Source organism: Jiangella alba, from assembly GCF_900106035.1.
Lineage (GTDB): Bacteria > Actinomycetota > Actinomycetes > Jiangellales > Jiangellaceae > Jiangella > Jiangella alba.
On record NZ_FNUC01000002.1, the window covers coordinates 255,493 to 274,767 of the forward strand.

Consider the following 19,275-nt stretch of genomic DNA (forward strand, 5'->3'; position numbering starts at 1 on the left):
AGGTTTCGGAAATCATCGCAGACCCAACCGGCGGCTGGTCACGGCGGCCGGCTCGGCGAAGGAGACATCTCATGACCCGCACATCGCGACTGTGGCGGTCTCTTGCCGTCGCCGGAGCGGCCTCGCTCGTGTTGGCTGCTTGTGGTGGCGACGACGACGACAGCGGTTCTGGCGGCGAGTCGCCCGACGGCGGCAACGCCGAGGCGACCAGCGACGAGCCCCTGACGCTCGGCACGCTGCTCCCTGAGACCGGCAACCTCGCCTTCCTCGGCCCGCCGGAGTTCGCCGGCGTCGACCTCGCGATCCAGGAGATCAACGAGGCCGGCGGCGTGCTCGGCCACGACGTCGAGGTCACGCACACCGACTCCAGCGACGCCAGCAACTCGGCCGTCACCCAGCAGTCCACCGAGACGTTGCTCTCGGCGGGGGTCGCGGCCATCATCGGCGCCGCGTCGTCGGGCGTGTCGTTCACGGTGCTCGACCGCATCGTGCAGGACGAGACCATCATGTTCTCGCCGGCCAACACCTCGCCCGACTTCACCACGTACGAGGACGACGGCCTGTACTTCCGCACGGCGCCGTCCGACGTGCTGCAGGGCCAGGTGCTCGGCGACACCATCCTCAACGACGGCCACGCCAACGTCGCGATCATGAACCTCGACGACGCGTACGGCAACGGCCTCGCGCAGTACCTCACCGAGACCATCGAGAGCGGTGGCGGCACGGTCGTCGACCAGATCGTCTACGACCCGCAGGCGTCGAACTACACGTCCGAGATCACGCAGCTCGCGGCGGCGGCGCCCGACGCGATCGCGCTGATCGGCTTCGAAGAGACCGTCACGATCATCCCTGAGCTGGTCACGCAGGGTGTCGGCCCGCAGCAGATCCCGCTGTACTTCGTCGACGGCAACCTCTCCAACTACGGCGACCAGCTGCCGGCGGGGCTGCTCGACGGCAACAAGGGCACCCAGCCCGGCGCCGAGATCGGCGACGAGTTCCGGCAGCGCATGCTGGAGGTCGACCCCGACCTGCAGGACTACAACTACGGCCCCGAGTCGTACGACGCGACGGTCCTGCTGGCGCTGGCCTCCGTCCAGGCCGGTTCGGTCGAGAGCCGCGACATCGCCGACAACCTCGTCGAGGTCTCGCGCGGCGGCACCAAGTGCACCGCCTTCCAGGAGTGCGTCGACCTGCTCGCCGACGGCGAGGACATCGACTACGACGGTGTCTCCGGCCCGATCGAGTTCACCGACGCCGGCGACCCCGAGACGGCCACCATCGGCGTCTACCAGTACGGTCCCGACAACACGCTGACCCCGCTGGACTTCGTCGAGCGGACGATGTCGTAGTGACCTGACGTCAGCACCGCGAAGGCCCCGCCGGGCGCTCCCGGCGGGGCCTTTTCGCGCGCCCGCACCGGGGCGTGATACGACCGTTGACATTTTATACAGTGCTCTTGTACGTTCCGGTTCAAGGCGCCGAAACCAGCTTCAGCCGACCCAATTCGACATCTGTCATGCCTGTGCGCGACCACTCTGGTCGCGTCCTGGCAAGCGGTCCCGGCGACGGCGCCACGCCGCTCATCCCCGCAGCTCAGCCGCCTGCCCGGCCCTTTGTGGCCGCAGTGAGGAGCGATTGCGATGTGCGACACCGACCACAACGAACCCGCCAGCAGCCCGCAATTCAGCAGACGCCACGCAATCGGCCTGGGCGCCGCCGCGGCGGCCGCCGCGACCGTCGTCCCGGGGCTCACCGGGCGGCAGGCCGCGTACGCCGCGGCGGAGGTCAGTCCGGACAACTACGAGGCGCCCACCGGCCTCGCGCTGGACAGCAACGCCAAGGACACCGCGCTCGGCGTCATCGACCGGACCGCCGACGCGATCACCGGCCTCAACGACACCATCTGGGAGTACGCCGAGCCGTCGCTGGCCGAGTGGAACTCGGCGCTCGCGGAGGCCGACTTCCTGCGCAGGGCCGGTTTCCGCATCCAATGGGCGGTCGGCGGCCTGCCGTCGACGTTCGTCGCGACCTTCAGCAACGGCACCGGCAGCCCCGTCATCGGGTTCAGCGGCGAGTACGACGCGCTGCCCGGCGTCTCGCAGAAGAAGGGGTCCACCGAGCACGACCCGCTGGTGTACGACGACGACCCCTACTCGCCGAACTACGGGTACGGGCACGGCTGCGGCCACTCGGCGCTGGGCGCGGCGGCGGCCGGAGCGGCCGTGGCGGTGGCGAACGCCCTGCGCCGGCACCGGCTCGACGGCACCGTCAAGTTCTTCGGGTCGACGGCGGAGGAGCAACTGGTCGGCAAGTCCTTCGACGTCATGAAGGGCGTCTACGACGGCTGCGACGTGTTCGTCGACTGGCACCCCGGCCGCAACACCAGCACCGGATTCGGCTCGAACAACGCGCTCAAGGCCATCGCGTTCAACTTCAGCGGCACGCACGGCCACGGCGGCAGCCCGCTGGGCAACAAGAACGCGCAGAACGCCGTCCGGGCCCTGACGATGCTCACCGACCTGATCCGCGAGCACCACGTGGCGCCGTCGGGCCGCATCCACCACGCGATCCGGCACTCCGCCGAGGCGCCCAACGTGCACGCCGCACTGGCCGGCGCCTGGTACTTCGTCCGCGAGGCGACGCCGGAACGGGTGGCGATCCTGGCGCAGAAGGTGAGCGACTGTGCCCAGGCGGCCGGCCTGGCCATGCAGATGGACGTGCACGAGCGCGTCGTCGCGAACATCTGGAACATGCTCCCGAACAAGCGCGGCGCCGAGCTCGTCCACGACAACATGGTGCAGATCGGCGCGCCGGAGTTCACCGACGAGGACCAGGCGTACGGGAAGGGCCTGCAGGCCGCGGCCGGCATCGCCCAGAACGGCTTCAGCACCGGCGTCGCCGATCTCCGCCCGCCCGCCGACACCTTCCTCGGCGGCGGCTCCACCGACGTCTCCGACATCAGCTGGATCATCCCGACGCTGAGCCTCGGCACCCCGGTCAGCCCGTCCGGCACGGCCAACCACAGCTGGCTGACCACCGGCTCGACGGTGTCGCACGCGGGCCACACGGCCCTCGTCGTCGCCGCCCGCTACCTCGCCGCCATCGCCGTCGACCTGTTCACGCAGCCGGCCCTGGTGGCCGAGATCAAGGCCGAGCACGCCGCCCGCACCGCGAACGTGCAGTGGGCCAGCCTCCTCCCGGCCGACTTCCAGCCGCCGGCCATCGCGCCGCCCGACTGGTTCCTCAAGCGGACCGGGCAGAAGTGGCCCAACGGGCAGATCACCTGGCCGCCCGAGCGGATCGTCGGGCACACCAAGTGGGAGAGCATCGGCCCGCCCATCCCGCCGGGCAACGTCCAGCCCTACGAATGAGACGTGGGCGGGGGCTCGCGCACCGGCGAGTCCCCGCCCGCCACGCCGCCCGCCGCCGCAGCCCCGGGTCCAGCCGCTCCCGTCGCCATGGCAAGGCTGGCCGCCCCGACAACCGGGACGAATCGGGCGTCAGGGCGACGATCAGCCGTGCCAAGAGGGACGTGGGAAGGCGCTCTGGCCGGACGGCACCACGAGCCCGCCGTCGTCGCCAGGCGTGCCAGGTGACGTCGGTGCCTCGCGTTCACGCCCGGTTCACGGCGCCCGCCCGTAGGGTGGGTGCCCTCCCGGCCGGGAGGGGGCCGTACCCCGCGCTGACGTCAGCGGCCCGGCGGGCGCCGCACCTCGAGTTTGCGACAGCGCCCCGGCGGGCGCCGCACCTCGAGTTGACGACAGCGGCCCGGCGGGCGCCGCACTCGGCACGCCCGGTTCGAGGTGCGCGGGACGTGCCGAGGCCGCCGGCCCGACGAGGCGGACCGGCGGCCAGGACGACCGTCAGGCGCGGGCCAACGACCCGAGGTAGAGCTCGATCACCTTGGGGTCGTTGATCAGCTCGCGCCCGGTGCCGGTGTAGGCGTTGCGGCCCTGGTCGAGTACGTAGCCGCGGTGGCAGATCTGCAGGCAGCGCCGGGCGTTCTGCTCGACGATGACGACGGAGACGCCGGCCTTGTTGATCTCGCGGGTGCGGATGAACACCTCGTCCTGGAGGACGGGGGAGAGGCCGGCGGAGGGCTCGTCGAGCAGGATGACGCTGGGGTCGGCCATGAGGGCGCGGCCCATCGCCACCATCTGCCGCTCGCCGCCGGACAGCGAGCCGGCCCGCTGCTTGCGGCGGTCGCCGAGGGCGGGGAAGAGGTCGGTGACGAAGGCGAACCGGTCGGCGAACGTCTTCGGCGCCTGGTAGACGCCCATCTCGAGGTTCTCCTCGACGGTCAGGCCGGGGAAGACGTTGTTCGTCTGCGGGACGAAGCTGACGCCGCGCGACACCAGCTGGTTGGCCTGCAGGTTGGTGATGTCCTCGCCCTTGAGCTGCACCGTGCCCGAACGCACCCCCACCAGCCCGAACAGCGCCTTGAGCAGCGTCGACTTGCCGGCGCCGTTGGGCCCGATGATGCCGACGATCTCGCCCTGCTGGCAGTAGAGGTCGCAGCCGGTGAGGATGTTGACGCCCTCGACGTACCCGGCGACGACCTCGTCGGCGCGTAGGACGGCGCCCTCGGCGCCGGCCAGGTGGGCCGAGCGGTCGGCGACGGTGCTGCTCTCGCGCTGGCTCATCGTCCGTCCTTCGTCTCGGCGGCGCCTTCGGGCACCACGGTCTCGGCCGCCGGTTCCTGACCGAGCTCGACGGCCACCTGCTCGGCCAGGGCGCCGGTCTCGAGCTGCTCCTCGAGCTCGGCCAGCGACTGGTCGTGGTGGGCGCCGAGGTAGGCGTCGATGACGCGGGGGTCGGCCATGACGGTGTCGGGCGGGCCCTCGGCGAGGATCTTGCCCTGGCCCATGACGACCACCCAGTCGGCGATGTCGCGGACCATGTCCATGTCGTGCTCGACGAACAGGACGGTCATGCCCTGCTCGCGCAGGTTGGAGACGTGTTCGAGCAGCGACTGGGTGAGTGCCGGGTTCACGCCCGCCATCGGCTCGTCGAGCATGACGAGCTCCGGCCCGACCATGAGCGCGCGGGCCATCTCGAGCAGCTTGCGCTGGCCGCCGGAGAGCGAGCCGGCGAAGTCGTCGCGCTTGGTGTCGAGCTTGAACCGGGCCAGCAGGTCGTCGGCGCGGCCGGTGATCTCCTGCTCCTGGGAGCGCCAGGTGAACGGCAGCAGCGCCCGCCAGAACGTCTCGCCGCGCTGCCCGGTGGCGCCCAGCCGCATGTTCTCGATGACCGTCAGCTTCGACAGCGCCTTGGTCAGCTGGAACGTGCGCACCATGCCGGCGCGCGCCACCTTGAACGGCGGCGTGCCGTGCAGCGACCGGCCGTTGAACGACCACGACCCGGAGTTGGGGCGGTCGAACCCGGTGAGCAGGTTGAAGAACGTCGTCTTGCCGGCGCCGTTGGGCCCGATGAGCGCGGTGATGGAGCCGCGCTGCACCTCGACGTGGTCGACGTCGACGGCGAGCAGGCCGCCGAAGTGCCGCTTGACGCCGTCGGCGATGAGGATCGGGTCGGGCTTCTTGGCACCGGGCTCGCGGGCCACGTCGGCGAGGGCGGCGACCGCCGCCTCGCGCTTGGCCGTCAGGGACGTCGGGGTCCTCTGGTCGTCGTCAGCGGGCATCGAGCGCGATCTCCCTCCGGTCGCCGAGAATGCCTTGCGGGCGGAACACCAGCAGGAGCACCAGGACGACGCCGGTCAACATGAATCGTACGGCGCCGGTGTCGTTGGAATCCATCAGCCAGTCCGGGATGTACCCCTCCTGGATGGCTCCGCGCAGGGCGAGGTCGATGAACTGGAACGCGAACCAGACGATCGCCGCACCCAGCACCGGGCCGAACACCGTCGCCGCGCCGCCCAGGATGAGGATGGCGTAGGCGAAGAAGGTGAAGTTGGTGGCGTACACGTCGGGCTGCATCGCGCCCTGGAACAGCGAGTAGACGACGCCGGCCAGCGACCCCATGACGCCGCCGATGACCAGCGACTGCATCTTGTAGGCGTAGACGTTCTTGCCGAGGCTGCGCACGGCGTCCTCGTCCTCGCGGATGCCCTTGAGCACGCGGCCCCACGGGCTGCGCATGAGCAGCCAGACGGCCAGCGTGCAGATGGCCACCAGCACCCAGCCGACGGCGAGCACCCACAGCACCCGCTCGCGGAACTCGAACGGGCCGAACTCCAGCGGCTCGGTGAACGGGTTGAGGTCGTAGAACGTCTTGCTGAAGCCGGTGATGCCGTCGGAGCCGCCGAAGACGTCGCGGCCCGACGCCGAACGTCCGACCAGGCGGACGATCTCGGAGGCGGCGATGGTGACGATGGCGAGGTAGTCGGCCCGCAGCCGCAGCGTCGGGATGCCCAGCAGCAGCGCCAGGACGATCGCGCCGCCGATGGCGACCACCAGGCCGAGCCAGAACGACATCTCGTAGGTGGTGACGATGACGGCGATGCCGTAGCCGCCGACGGCGGCGAACGCGGCCTGGCCGAAGTTCAGCAGGCCGGTGTAGCCGAACTGCACGTTGATGCCGATGGCGGCGAGGGCGAACACGATCGCCTGGACGCCGATCAGCTCGCGCAGCGACAGCTCGAGGATGTTTCCCCAGTCCATGGTCGTTGCTCCTTCCGCCTCAGCCGACCCGCTCGCGGCGGCCGAGGATGCCCTGCGGCCGGACCAGGAGGATCAGGATGAGCACGACCAGCACACCGGCCGTCTTGAGTTCCGATGGGACCACGTACGCCGAGACCTCGATGAAGATGCCCACGATGAGCGCGCCGACCATGGCGCCCCAGGCGGTGCCGAGCCCGCCGAGGACGGTCGCGGCGAACACCAGCAGCAGGATGCGCATGCCCATGAGGTAGTCGACGCCCTGGATCATGCCGAAGAAGACCCCGGACAGGCCGGCCAGCGCCGTGCCGACCGTCCACACCACGGTGATGACGCGGTCGACGTTGATGCCGGACGCGGCGGCCAGGGCCGGGTTGTCGGCGACCGCGCGGGTGGCCTTGCCCATGCGGGTGCGGGTCAGCGCCAGCGCGACGGCGGCCAGCAGCACCACGCAGATGCCCATGATGATGAGGTCGCGCGGCGTGATGCTGATCGGGCCGATGGAGATGGGGCTCTGGTAGGTGTACTCGTCGTAGGTCTCGCGGCCGCCGCCGATGATGAACTGCGTCAGGTAGCGCAGGATCAGCGACACGCCGATCGAGATGATCATCAGCGCGATCAGCCCGGTGGGTTTCTTCCGCAGCGGTCTCCAGAACCCGCGGTCCTGGCCCCAGCCGAAGATCGCGCTGAGGATGGTGGCCAGCACGGCCGCCATCAGGATCGGGATGCCGGCCTGGTTGAGCAGCAGCGCCGCGACCGCGCCGAAGACGATCAGCTCGCCGTGCGCGAAGTTGGTGAGGCCGGTGGTGCCGAAGACCAGCGACAGCCCCAGGCCGGCGAGGCCGAGGATGAGACCGAAGCGCAGGCCGCTGACGAACAGCTGCAGCAGCTGGTTGTTGCCGCCGGTGGCGGTGATGTCCTCGCCGGCGCCGCCCTCCGCGGTGTCGTCGCCGGGCGCCTCGTTCTCCTCGCCCGCGGGCGGCTCGGACTCCGACGGTGACGGCTGTTCGCCGCCCTCGTTCTCGGGCGCGCCGACCCGGAACAGCACGACCTTGCGCTGCTGCGGGTTGACGGTGGTCTCGATGGTGTCGCGGGCGACGCCGGGCGCCGTCGACGGCAGCGTGGCCGCGTCGAGCGTCACCGAGTAGTCGCCGGGGCCGGGAACCGGGACCTCCCAGGTGCCGTCGGCGGCGGTCTGCGCGGTGCCGATCTCCTCGCCGTCGGCCGAGGCGACGGTGATGGTGACACCAGCGACCGGCGCGTCCTGATACGTGAGCGTGCCGTGGACCGTCTCGCCGCTGCCCTGGGCCACCGCTGGGGTGGCGAGCAGGACGGCGGCCAGGACAGCGAGCAGCGCTCCCAGACATCTGGCCAGCTTCTGCACGTGTGATGTACCTCCTGCTCCCAGGACCGGCCGCACGTGTGGCAGGCACACGTCAGATCGGTCGTCCGATCGTCAGACGTTCGTGCCGGAGCATAACTCTCTTCTGGGACGTCTCCGTGGCTGCGGGCGCCCCGAGTCCGGACCGATACCAGTTGGTGACGTTCGGGCATTCCTGCACGTCAGGAGCGAATGACGGCGACAATACTGACAAGTAGTGGCGCCACCAGTAGAGCGGGCAGCAGGTCACCGACGGGAAGCGGCTTCATCCGCAGCAGCCGCAGCGCGACGCCGACGAGCAGCAGACCGCCGGTCGCCGTGATCGCCGCGACGTAGGCGTCGCCGAGCAGGCCGCCGGCGATGACGCCGACCACCGTCAGCAGCCCCTGCACCACGGCGACGGCGATGGCGGAGGCCATGACGCCCCACCCGAGCGACGCCGCGAACGCGACCGCCGCGAACCCGTCCATCGTCGCCTTGAGCGCCAGTTGGTCGTAGCCGAGGCCCATGCCGTCGGAGAGCGAGCCGAGGATCGTCAGCGGGCCGACGCAGAACAGCAGCGACGTGCTGACGAACCCCTCGACGAAGCGCCGCCGGGCCTCGCCGTCGCCGTCGCGCGACAGCCTCCGCTGCAGCCCGGACCCGACGTCCTCCAGCCGCGCCTCGATCCGCAGCAGCGAGCCGGCGATGCCGCCGATCAGCAGCGCGCCCAGCACGATCAGCACCGTCGCGGAGTCGCCCACCTCCGCGGCGAACCCCGCGTCCAGCACGGCGGCCGCGGAGACCGCCGCGATGAGCAGTGTCACCAGCCCCAGCGCGTCGGTGACGACGTCGCGGGTGCGCTGCGGCAGCCGGTGGCCGACGAGCAGCCCGGCGGCGGAGCCGGCGACGACGGTGACGACGTTGAGGACGGTGCCGAACCCCGGGAACATCCGGCGTCAGTCGCCGGGTTCGATCGGGATCAGGAAGCAGGTGAGCCGCGCGGTGCAGACCCGCCGGCCGTCGTCGTCGCTGATGACGATCTCGTAGCTGGCCGAGCTGCGGCCCAGGTGCGCCGGCGTGGCCACCGCCGTGACGTGCCCGGACCGGACGCCGCGGTGGTGGGTGGCGTTGATGTCGACGCCGACGGCGTACTTGTCCGGCGCGCCGTGCAGGTTGGCCGCGACCGAACCGGCGCTCTCGGCCAGCACGCACGACGCGCCGCCGTGCAGCAGCCCGAACGGCTGGGTGTTGCCCTCGACCGGCATCCGCGCGACCACCCGCTCGGCGCTGGCCTCGACGTACTCGATGCCCATGCGGGTGTCGAGCGGGGCGTGCGGGACGCCGGGCTGGCGGTTGTACGCGGCGACGGAGTCACGGGCCGGATCGGTCATGGCCGGACGATATCGCGGCCGGGAACGGGGTCGTCCGGGCAGACCCTGCGACAATGTCGGAACCGGCTACTAGGGTTGCCGCGTGGTCGCTGCATCCGATACTCCCCGCCTCCTGCTCCTCGACGGTCACTCGCTGGCCTACCGGGCGTTCTACGCGCTCAAGGACGCCAACCTCGTCACGACGACGGGCCAGCACACCGAGGGCGTGTACGGCTTCACGTCCATGCTCATCAACGTGCTGCGCGACGAAGCGCCCACGCACGTCGCGGTGGCCTTCGACGTGTCCCGCAAGACGTTCCGCAGCGAGGCGTTCCCGGAGTACAAGGCCAACCGCAGCAAGTCGCCCGAGGAGTTCAGCGGCCAGCTCGACCTCGTCAAAGAGGTGCTCACGGTGCTGAACATCCCCTACGTCGAGAAGGACGGCTTCGAGGCCGACGACCTCATCGCCACGCTGGCCACCATGGCCGAGAAGGACGGCATCGACGTCTCCATCTGCACCGGCGACCGCGACGCCTTCCAGCTGGTCACCGACCGCGTCACCGTGCTCTACCCGCGCCGCGGCGTGTCCGACCTCTCCCGCATGACGCCCGAGTCGGTGCACGAGAAGTACGGCCTCACCCCGGCGCAGTACCCCGACTTCGCGGCGCTGCGCGGCGACCCGTCCGACAACCTGCCCAACATCCCGAGCGTGGGGGAGAAGACGGCGGTGAAGTGGGTGGTCGAGTTCGGCGACCTCGAGCAGCTCGTGGCCCGGGCCGACGAGGTCAAGGGCAAGGCCGGCGACGCGCTGCGCGCCCACCTCGGCCAGGTCATGACCAACCGCCAGCTCACCGAGCTGGTCCGCGACGTCCCGCTCGACGTCCGCATCGACGACCTCGTCCGGCAGACGTGGGATCGCGAGGCCGTCCACCAGCTCTTCGACACCCTGCAGTTCCGGGTGCTGCGCGAGCGCCTGTACGAGTACCTCGAGCCCGACACCGCGCCCGAGGCCGAAGAGGGCTTCGACATCGACGCCGTGCACCTGCAGCCCGGCGAGGTGGCCGGCTGGCTGGCCGAGCACGTCGGCCAGGGCCGGGCCGGGCTGTCGGTGCGTGGCCACTGGGCCCGCGGCACCGGCGAGATCACCGAGGTGGCGGTGGCCACGTCCGACGGCACCGGCGCGTGGTTCGAGCCGGCCGGGCTGACCCCCGACGACGACGCCGCGGTCGCCGCCTGGCTGGCCGACCCCGCCCGCGGCAAGGTCATGCACGACGCCAAGGGCCCCATGCACGCGCTGGCCGCCCGCGGCTGGCCGCTGCAGGGCCTGGCCGCCGACACCGAGCTCACGGCGTTCCTCGCGCTGCCCGGCCAGCGCTCCTACAACCTCGCCGACCTCGTGCTGCGCTTCCTCAGCCGCGAGCTGCGCGCCGAAGACTCCGGCGCCGCCGTCCAGCTGTCCCTCGACGGCGGCGACGAAGAGCAGCTGGGCGCCGACGAGACCGTCCGCGCCCGTGCCGTCCTCGACCTCGCCGAGGCGCTCGAGGCCGAGCTCGACAAGAAGGGCGGCCACACCCTGCTCGAGCAGGTCGAGCTGCCGCTGGTCGGCGTGCTGGCCGGCATGGAGCGGGCCGGCATCGCCGTCGACCTCGACCACCTGCACGCGCTCGAGTCCGAGTTCGCCGGCAACGTCGCGAAGGCCACCGACGACGCCTACGACGCCATCGGCCGCCGCGACGTCAACCTCGGCTCGCCGAAGCAGCTGCAGGCCATCCTCTTCGACGACCTCGGCATGCCGAAGACGAAGCGCACCAAGACCGGCTACACCACCGACGCCGACTCCCTGGCCGAGCTGTACGCGAAGACCGAGCACCCGTTCCTCGCGGCGCTGCTGCGCCACCGCGACGCGTCCAAGCTGCGGGTCACCGTCGAAGGGCTGCTGAGCTCGGTCTCCGACGACGGCCGCATCCACACCACGTTCGTGCAGACCATCGCGGCCACCGGGCGGCTGTCGTCCACCGACCCCAACCTGCAGAACATCCCCATCCGCACCGACGAGGGGCGGCGCATCCGCGAGGCGTTCGTCGTGGGGGCCGGCTGCGAGGCGCTGCTCAGCGCCGACTACAGCCAGATCGAGATGCGCATCATGGCGCACCTCTCCGACGACCAAGCGCTCATCGAGGCGTTCGCGTCGGGCATGGACTTCCACTCCGTCACCGCGTCGCGGGTGTTCGACGTCCCGGCCGACGAGGTCAGCCCGGCGCAGCGGGCCAAGATCAAGGCGATGAACTACGGCCTGGCCTACGGGCTGTCGTCGTACGGGCTGTCGCGGCAACTGAACATCCCCAACGCCGAGGCGCAGGGCCTCATGGACGAGTACTTCGAGACCTTCGGCGGGGTACGCGACTACCTCAGCGAGGTGGTCGAGCGGGCCCGCATGGTCGGCTGGACCGAGACCATGCTCGGCCGCCGCCGCTACCTTCCCGACCTCACCAGCGAGAACCGGCAGCGCCGCGAGATGGCCGAGCGCATGGCGCTCAACGCGCCCATCCAGGGGTCGGCGGCCGACATCGTCAAGGTGGCCATGCTGAAGGTCGAGCAGGCGCTGGCCACCGAGAAGCTGGCGTCGCGCATGCTGCTGCAGGTGCACGACGAGCTCGTGCTCGAGGTGGCCGAGGGCGAGCGCGTCCAGGTCGAGGAGCTGGTCCGGCGCGAGATGGGCGCGGCCTATCCGCTGCGGGTGCCGCTCGACGTCTCGGTCGGAATCGGCCGCACCTGGCACGAAGCGGGCCACTGAGTCCTCCGTGTAAACCACACGTTGGTCGGCTGTTTGCATTGTGGGGTAGACCGAACGGACGATCACATGCGAGGCTCGTGGGGACGTCGTGAGAACGGGAGTCCGCATTGCGACCTGTGTTCCGAGCCGCTGGGGCCGTCGTGGCGACCTCGGGGGTTCTCTGCCTAGGCGGAGCGGCAGGTCTCCCGGGACCGACCGCCCTGGTCTCCTCGTCCGACTATCCCGGTGACGACGGCTCCGACGGCATCTATCAGGGCCGCGGCGACGCCATCATCTCCAGCGATCCGACTGACGGTCAGGCCTCGGTCACGGTGGTCGCCGACAATGCGGCGGCCGTCGCGGCCGGCTTCATCGTCGGCTCCACGCCGTCGGCCGGTGTCGTCGCGCAGACCCTCGCCAGCGGCCTGGGCATCCCCGGCATCGTGCTCGAGGCGTACCAGAACGCCGCGGCGCAGCTGACGCTGCAGAACCCGGGCTGCGGCATGCGCTGGGAGATCCTCGCCGGCATCGGCAAGATCGAGTCCGGGCACGCCAACGGCGGTCAGGTCGCGGCCAACGGCGACGTCGTGCCGCGCATCGTCGGCCCCGCCCTCAACGGCAACGGCTTCGCGTCCATCGGCGACAGCGACGGCGGCCGCTGGGACGGCGACACCGTCTGGGACCGCGCCGTCGGCCCCATGCAGTTCATCCCGGGCACCTGGAAGGCGTACGGCGCCGACGGCAACGGCGACAGCGTCGTCGACCCGCACAACGTCTTCGACGCCACCGTCGCGGCCGCGAAGTACCTGTGCGCCGGCGGCGGCAACCTCGCCGACGAGGCGCAGTTGCGGGCGGCGCTGCTGCGCTACAACCCGTCCAGCGCGTACGTCGAGAACGTGATGTCCTGGATCCGGGCCTACGACAACGGCAACGGCTACGTCACCGACACCCCGGGCCCCGGCCCGGCCGGTCCGGCGCTGCCGCCGCCGTCGAACGACGCGCCGAACCCGTCCGGCTCGCCGAGCCCGACGCCCACCACGCCGCCCGACCCGCAGCCGACGACCCCGCCGAACACCCCGCCTCCCACGACACCCCCGACGACGCCTCCCACGACGCCGCCGACCACCCCGCCGACGACTCCGCCGACGACGCCTCCCACCGAGATCCCGACGGAGACGCCCACGCGGCCTCCGACACAGACGCCCACGCCCACCCCCACGCCGACTCCGACTCCGACCGAGACGCCGACGCAGACCCCGACGGAGACTCCGACCGAAACGCCCACGGAGACCCCGACGGAGACGCCTACGGAGAATCCGACCGAGCCTCCGGTCGAGGAGCCCGACGGCGAGTGCCCTGACGACGGCACGGGCGTCGATCCGGCAACCGGCGAGGTCATCGACCCCGACTGCGAGACGCCGCCGACGGAGGACCCGTCGACGGAGCCGCCGGACATGACCGGCTCGCCGTCGCCGTCCGATGAGTCGCCCGAGCCGACCGCGGCCGAGACGCCGAACACCGCGACGCCGACCGCGCGCACGACCAGCCGGCGCCGCTGGCTCGGCCGGCTCGGCGTGCGCTGAGCCGTCCGGCCGGTCAGCCGGCCGGCGGCGTCGTGGTGGCCGCGCGTGCCGCGTCGCCGCTCGCCGGCGTGCCGCGGCGTTCGCGGGCGAGGCCCCACAGCACGATCAGCGCGGCCGCGACCAGCCCCGGCACCAGCACGCCGGCCAGCGTCGTCGCCCACACCTCGACGGCGACGACGTAGCCGGCCAGCACCACCCACAGCACGCCGGTGGTCCAGCGGTCGCGCTGCGCCAGGTGCGCGTACACGAGCAGGTGCGCGAGCGCGTACAGCGCGCCCAGCCCGGCGAACCCGGGCACCCACGGCACGACGTCGTGGTACGACATGCCCGCCATCAGGTCGACGGCGGGGCCCGCGAGCAGCCAGCACAGCAGCGTCAGCGCGGCGCCGCTGACCGCGACCGCCGCCACGCCGAGCGTGACCGCCGTCCGGCGGCGGGCCGGGTCGGAGAGGGCGGGGAAGGCCAGCATCGGCACGAACTGCGGTAGCCAGAATGCGATCTTGGTGAAGATCGAGCCGGCCGCGTACAGGCCGCTGACCTCCGGGGGCAGCACGTGCCGGGCCAGGATCACGTCGATGTTGGTGAGCACGACGAAGCCCAGCAGCATCGCGCCCGACGACAGCGTCGCCCGGACGGCGAACCCGCCCCGCAGCGACGACGGCCGTGCCACCAGCCACGCGACGACGCCCGCGGCGGCGAAGCCGAGCGCGATGCCGATCAGCGCGCTCGTCGCTGTCGGCTCCAGCGCCATCCCGACCAGCCCGCCGCCCACCCGTAGCGTCGCCTGGACCAGCACCAGCGCGGCCAGCAGGCCGAACCGCTCGCGGCCCTGGATGATCCCCAGCGGCGGCGCGGTCGCGGTCAGCGCCGCGATGGCCACCGCCGCCGCCACCGCCGGCGCCGGCGACGGCAGCTGCAGCGCCGATTCCGCGAGCGGGCTCAGCGCCGCCAGCCCGACCCCGATGACGACGGCGAGCACCAGCCCGGACCGGACCGCGGGCGCCACCGGCCGCCCCGTCGCCGCCGCCCGCGCCGTCGTCGCCTGGACCGCCAGCGCCGCCACGTTGCCGACGATGATCAGCGCCAGCAGCGCGCTGAACGCGCCGAACTCGTGCGGCCCCAGCCGCCGCGCCCCGGCCACCGTCAGCGCGTACCCGAGCAGGTTGGCGGCGCTGGTGCCGAGGGCCAGCAGCCCCGCGGAGCCGCGCCCGGCACCGAGCAGGCGTCTCGCGAGCTGCAGCACGGGCCTATCGTGCCAGGTCGGTCGCCGTGGTTCGCCGGGCACTCGTGGGTTGGGTTCGCTGCGTTGTGCCTGACCCCTGCTGCTCTCGATGGTCTGGGCGCGGGAGGCCGCCTTGAGCGGACCTCTTGGTGTGGCGCTTCGCGCGGTCGGAGGACCGCTTGACCCGGCCGCCCGCGCCCCCGTTCAGGCAGCGTCAGGGGGGCCGGCTGAAAGATGGGCCCGGCTTCTGGGCCTGCTGGTCTTCTGGTTCGCCGGCCGGTGGCGGGTCGTGGGTGGATTCTTGGCGACCGGCTCCGCTCCTGGTCCCGGTCCGCCGGCCGCTGCCGGGTCGTGGGCGGGTTCTTGGCTACAGACTCCGCTCGGCGCGTGCTTCGCTGGCCGCTGCCGGGTCTGCTGGTGCAGCGGCTGCCGGCTCCGCTCGGGTCGTGGTGCGCCGGCCGCCGTCTGGTGGGTTCGCCCTTGCGTCCGCCGGGTCGCTCGGTGGTAGGTCGACCCCTCCCGGCCCGGGTGGGGCCCACCCTACGGGCGGGCACCGACAACCTCGCGCCGCGAACGGGGCTGTCCGTCAGTCCGACGACTGACGGCAAGAACGCTGGTGAACGCGTCATCGCCGCTACCGTCCACCTTTTCGGTCGGCATAGCAGCTCAAAAGGTTGATGATCATGACGGACGGAGGTCGTCACCGGTGACGGCGCCGGGCGGTCCGTCTGCCACTCCTCGTCGTCCCGAGCGTTGGAACGGCGGCCAGCCAACGGAGCGCAGGGTGTCCCATCTGCCCGGTTGTTCTTGCATGACCAAGTTTCTTGGCCAAAGTACTGGCGCATCTTGTTACTGGCTGGTAAGAAGTCTCCTCATCGATGACGGTGGCCGTGGACGTCCGCCGGAGAGGAAGCGATGAGGGGCTATTTCCTGCCAGGGGTGTTCCTGGCCGTGGCGACCGGCGTGCTGGTCTTCGGGGGCGACTGGCTCGGGTTGGAGCTGGAACACGTCGCCCTGCTCGGGGCGGCGCTCGGTGGCGCGGCGGGCGTGGTGCCGGACCGCCAGCCGTGGGAGCGGGCGGCGGGGCTGCTGGCGGGGTCGGTGCTGGCGTGGCTGGGCTACGCGCTGCGGGCCGCCTGGCTGCCGGACACGTCCGCCGGGCGCGGGGTCGCCGCGATGCTGGTGGTGCTGGCGTGCCTGCTCATCGCGTTCCTGACGTCCGGCCGGCTGCCGCTGTGGTCGTTCCTGATCGGCGCGGCCGCGGTGGTCGGCTCGTACGAGGTCGCCTACACGGCCGCCCCGCCGGAGTTCGTCGAGACGTCGCCGACGGCGTTGACGACGGTGCTGCTGGCCGCCGCGTTCGGGTTCCTCGCCACCGTGTTCCTCGGCAACACCATCGAGGAGGAGCGGGCCCGCGAACGCGGCAGGTACTCCTCCGACGACGAACCGGACGCGGTCGGTCCGGAACCCGAGCCCGAACCCGACGGCGAGACCGTCCGGGGCCCGTTCTGGGAAAGGGCGCTGCGATGAGCCGCCGGATCGCCGTGGCGGCCGCCGGCGCCGTCGCCCTCGCCCTCGTGGCCACGCCGACGGCGGCGGCCGACGTCGACGTGACGAACACGGAGACGGTTCAGGTGTACCTGAACGCCGACGGCGGCGTCGACCGCGCCCGCGTCTACGACCAGCTCGACCTCACCGGCACGGGCAGCGTCGACCTGCGCAACCCCGTCACCACCGACGGCCTGCGCAACCTCGACGGCTTCGGCGGCACCGACACCGAGGACGGCGAGGCGCTGCTGCAGACCGATGTCGACGGGGAGCAGCGGCGGCGCACCGTGTCCGACTTCGCGGGCGACCTGCCGCTGTCGGTGGAGGTCGAGTACCGGCTCGACGGCGAGGTCGTCGACGCCGGCGACGTGGTGGGCGAGTCGGGCGAGCTGGAGGTGCGCTACCGAGTCGTCAACGAGACCGGCGAGCCGCGCGAGATCCAGTACGACGACGGCACCGGCACCATGGTGACCACCGAGGAGGAGGTCTACGTCCCGATGGTGGGGACGATGACCACGACGCTCCCGTCGTCGTTCACCAGCGTCCGCTCCGGCGAGGCGAACATGGGCGGCGACGGCCGCGGCGGCACCCGGCTGACGTACGCGCTGACGCTGTTCCCGCCGATCGGCTCGGCCGAGCAGGAGTTCGGCTACACCGCGATCATCGAGGACGGCGTCATCCCGCGGGCGACGCTGTCGGCGCTGCCGGTGTCGCCGCTGGACAGCCCGACCTACGCCACCGGTGTGTCCGGGTACGAGGGCGGCATCGAGTCCGGCGCCGCGCTCACCGAGGGCGCCATGACCATCGACGAGAACCTGCTGCGGCTGCGTGACGGCGCCGCCGACCTGCTCGGCGGGCTGATCCAGCTGCGCAACGGCGCGCAGGAGCTGAGCACCGGGCTGTCCGACCAGGCCGCGCCGGGCGCCCGCGAGCTGGCCGACGGGCTCGGCGACCAGCTGGCGCCGGGAGCGCGCGAGCTGCGGGCCGGCGCGAACGAGTTCTACCAGGGCGTCAACGGTGAGCTGGCGCCCGGAGCGCAGCGGCTGGCCGACGGCGCCGGCGTGCTGGCCGACGGGCTGTCGGAGCAGCTGGTGCCCGGCGCCGGTCAGCTGGCCGACGGCGGCGAGGAGCTGGCGGCGGGGCTGCAGGGACGGCTCGCGCCGGGCGCGGAGCAGCTGGAGGACGGCGCCGCCGCGGCCGCCGACGGCGCCGGCCAGCTGGCCGCGGGCCTGGAGACGGCCGGCGACCGCGCGCCCGAGCTGATCGGCGGGCTGGAGCAGGTCGGGTCCGGCCTGGACCGCGTCGACGCCGGGCTCACCCGCCTGTACGACGGCATCGGCGGGCTGCCCGAGCAGGCGCGGCCGCTGGTCGACGGCATCGACCGGCTGCGGGCCGGCATCGGCGACACCGACGAGGACGGCACCCTGCTCGGCGGGCTGGAGGAGATCCGGGTGGGGCTGCAGGAGCGGGCGGTGCCGGCGCTGCGGCAGATGGCCGAGGGCGTCTACCACGAGTCCGCCTCGGAGCCCGGCGCGTACCAGCGGATCGGCTGCGCGGTGCTGGTGCTCAACGACATCCTCACCGAGCGCACCAGCGGGTTCAACGCGGCCTGCTACGGCGAGAACGCGGCGGTGCTCGGCGCGCTGCGGCCGGTCGTCGGCTACGACGTCGACGAGCTGACGCAGACCGTGCTGACGACCCTGCGCGACCAGCTGGCCGACGGCCAGACCGGGCTGGCCAACCCGGACGACCCGCTGGACCAGGACACGCTGTACGGCGGCCTCAACACCCTGGAGGAGGCGCTGACCAGCGGCGACGGCGTGCTGCGCGGCCTGGTGCGGCTGCAGTGCGGGCTGTCCAACCGCTCCGCCGACGTCTGCCCCCGCGACGAGCCCGGGCTGCTGCAGGGCCTGAACCTGCTCGACGAGGGTGTGGGGCAGCTGGTCAGCGGCGTGGTCGGGTCGGTGCAGGGCGGTGTCGGCGAGCCTGACGACACCCCCGCCGACGAGACGCTGCGCGGCGGCGTGAACGGCCTGAGCGACGGCGTCGACCAGATCATCGCCGGCGGCAACGCCCTGATCTCCGGGCTCATGCAGCTCACCGACGGCGCGCACGACCTGCACGACGGCAACCTGCGGATCTCCGACGGCGCCGGCGAGCTGGCGGCGGGCGCCGAGGCGGCGGCCGACGGCGCGGGCCGGCTGGCCGACGGCGCCGGGCAACTGGAGGACGGCGCCCGCGGCGCCGCCGACGGAGCCGGCCAGATCGAGGACGGCGCGGGTCAGCTGGCCGACGGTGCGGACGCGGCGGCCGACGGTGCCGGTCAGATCGCCGATGGTGCCGGGCAACTGGCCGACGGCGCCGACGAGGCCGCCGTCGGGGCCGGCGTCCTGGCCGGTGGCCTGGAAACCGCCGCCGACGGGTCGGTGCAGATCTACGACGGCCTGCTGCAGGCCGCCCAGGGCGCGCCGCAGCTCGTCGACGGCGCCCAGCGGCTGTCGACCGAGGGCGCGTCGCAGTTGGCCGACGCCGGGCAGGAGACCGCCGCCGACTTCGGCACCCGGTACGCCCTGCTCGAGGCCGGCGCCGACCGCGCGACGAACGAGGCGCTGGTCAACGGCGCACCGGCTGGCGCGACGCTGAAGACCGCGTTCACGTACGAGATCCCGGAGGTGAGCGGCGAAGGCGGCCGCAACGTCACCCGCGGCGTGCTCGCGCTGGGCGTGTTCGCGGCCGCTGCCGCCGCGGCGACGCTGGTGCGCCGGCGCCGCGCCTGAATCCAGGGCGGCCGTCCACCCC

13 protein-coding genes are annotated in these 19,275 nt (G+C 72.3%); 6 read left to right on the top strand and 7 right to left on the bottom strand.

Going from position 1 to position 19,275, the window contains the following annotated elements; translation table 11 throughout:
- Positions 1-71 precede the first annotated feature (71 nt).
- A complete protein-coding gene (locus BLV02_RS02535) occupies positions 72-1,349 on the top strand; it encodes an ABC transporter substrate-binding protein (protein ID WP_069114169.1) in 1,278 nt (425 codons plus the stop codon).
- Between the two features lie 291 nt (positions 1,350-1,640).
- Complete coding sequence (locus BLV02_RS02540) at positions 1,641-3,371, top strand: amidohydrolase (RefSeq protein ID WP_069114168.1); 1,731 nt, start codon at positions 1,641-1,643, stop codon at positions 3,369-3,371.
- Between the two features lie 492 nt (positions 3,372-3,863).
- Here the strand turns inward: BLV02_RS02540 and BLV02_RS02545 are convergent, their stop codons facing one another.
- The 6 genes from BLV02_RS02545 to BLV02_RS02570 all read right to left on the bottom strand — a co-directional run bounded on the left by BLV02_RS02545 (position 3,864) and on the right by BLV02_RS02570 (position 9,371).
- The gene (locus BLV02_RS02545; protein ID WP_069114167.1) at positions 3,864-4,643 is read right to left on the bottom strand and encodes an ABC transporter ATP-binding protein; all 780 of its coding nucleotides are present in this window, start codon (positions 4,641-4,643) and stop codon (positions 3,864-3,866) included.
- The gene (locus BLV02_RS02550; RefSeq protein WP_069114166.1) at positions 4,640-5,641 is read right to left on the bottom strand and encodes an ABC transporter ATP-binding protein; all 1,002 of its coding nucleotides are present in this window, start codon (positions 5,639-5,641) and stop codon (positions 4,640-4,642) included. The genes BLV02_RS02545 and BLV02_RS02550 overlap by 4 nt, the downstream gene beginning before the upstream one ends.
- Entirely contained in the window at positions 5,631-6,620 is a 990-nt protein-coding gene (locus BLV02_RS02555; protein WP_069114165.1) for a branched-chain amino acid ABC transporter permease, read from the bottom strand. Before BLV02_RS02555 ends, BLV02_RS02550 begins: the two co-directional genes overlap by 11 nt.
- Positions 6,621-6,639: 19 nt before the next feature.
- Positions 6,640-8,001 (bottom strand): branched-chain amino acid ABC transporter permease, encoded by a 1,362-nt coding sequence (locus BLV02_RS02560; RefSeq protein WP_216094510.1) that lies wholly within the window; start codon positions 7,999-8,001, stop codon positions 6,640-6,642.
- Between the two features lie 179 nt (positions 8,002-8,180).
- Positions 8,181-8,930 (bottom strand): DUF554 domain-containing protein, encoded by a 750-nt coding sequence (locus BLV02_RS02565; protein WP_069114164.1) that lies wholly within the window; start codon positions 8,928-8,930, stop codon positions 8,181-8,183.
- A 6-nt stretch (positions 8,931-8,936) separates the two neighbouring features.
- Complete coding sequence (locus BLV02_RS02570) at positions 8,937-9,371, bottom strand: PaaI family thioesterase (RefSeq protein WP_083289093.1); 435 nt, start codon at positions 9,369-9,371, stop codon at positions 8,937-8,939.
- A gap of 82 nt (positions 9,372-9,453) precedes the next feature.
- Here BLV02_RS02570 and polA point away from each other — a divergent pair, with 82 nt between their 5' ends.
- On the top strand, positions 9,454-12,144 hold the full coding sequence (gene polA / locus BLV02_RS02575) for a DNA polymerase I (RefSeq protein ID WP_069114163.1): 2,691 nt from the start codon (positions 9,454-9,456) through the stop codon (positions 12,142-12,144).
- Between the two features lie 311 nt (positions 12,145-12,455).
- Positions 12,456-13,706: a lytic transglycosylase domain-containing protein gene (locus BLV02_RS02580; protein WP_141711794.1), complete on the top strand. Its 1,251-nt coding sequence runs from the start codon at positions 12,456-12,458 to the stop codon at positions 13,704-13,706.
- Between the two features lie 13 nt (positions 13,707-13,719).
- Here the strand turns inward: BLV02_RS02580 and BLV02_RS02585 are convergent, their stop codons facing one another.
- Positions 13,720-14,949, bottom strand: a complete 1,230-nt coding sequence (locus BLV02_RS02585) for a lipopolysaccharide biosynthesis protein (protein WP_069114161.1) — start codon at positions 14,947-14,949, stop codon at positions 13,720-13,722.
- An 894-nt stretch (positions 14,950-15,843) separates the two neighbouring features.
- Here BLV02_RS02585 and BLV02_RS36215 point away from each other — a divergent pair.
- Both BLV02_RS36215 and BLV02_RS02595 read left to right on the top strand, forming a co-directional pair.
- A complete protein-coding gene (locus BLV02_RS36215; RefSeq protein ID WP_171906856.1) occupies positions 15,844-16,458 on the top strand; it encodes a hypothetical protein in 615 nt (204 codons plus the stop codon).
- A complete protein-coding gene (locus tag BLV02_RS02595; RefSeq protein WP_074946078.1) occupies positions 16,455-19,253 on the top strand; it encodes a hypothetical protein in 2,799 nt (932 codons plus the stop codon). Before BLV02_RS36215 ends, BLV02_RS02595 begins: the two co-directional genes overlap by 4 nt.
- Positions 19,254-19,275: the final 22 nt, after the last annotated feature.

Coding starts and splice junctions, on each gene's coding strand:
- BLV02_RS02565 (WP_069114164.1), bottom strand. CDS start 8,930: ATGTTCCCGGGGTTCGGCACCGTCCTCAACGTCGTCACCGTCGTCGCC.
- BLV02_RS02555 (WP_069114165.1), bottom strand. CDS start 6,620: ATGGACTGGGGAAACATCCTCGAGCTGTCGCTGCGCGAGCTGATCGGC.
- BLV02_RS36215 (WP_171906856.1), top strand. CDS start 15,844: ATGAGGGGCTATTTCCTGCCAGGGGTGTTCCTGGCCGTGGCGACCGGC.
- BLV02_RS02545 (WP_069114167.1), bottom strand. CDS start 4,643: ATGAGCCAGCGCGAGAGCAGCACCGTCGCCGACCGCTCGGCCCACCTG.
- BLV02_RS02550 (WP_069114166.1), bottom strand. CDS start 5,641: ATGCCCGCTGACGACGACCAGAGGACCCCGACGTCCCTGACGGCCAAG.
- BLV02_RS02535 (WP_069114169.1), top strand. CDS start 72: ATGACCCGCACATCGCGACTGTGGCGGTCTCTTGCCGTCGCCGGAGCG.
- BLV02_RS02570 (WP_083289093.1), bottom strand. CDS start 9,371: ATGACCGATCCGGCCCGTGACTCCGTCGCCGCGTACAACCGCCAGCCC.
- BLV02_RS02540 (WP_069114168.1), top strand. CDS start 1,641: ATGTGCGACACCGACCACAACGAACCCGCCAGCAGCCCGCAATTCAGC.
- BLV02_RS02595 (WP_074946078.1), top strand. CDS start 16,455: ATGAGCCGCCGGATCGCCGTGGCGGCCGCCGGCGCCGTCGCCCTCGCC.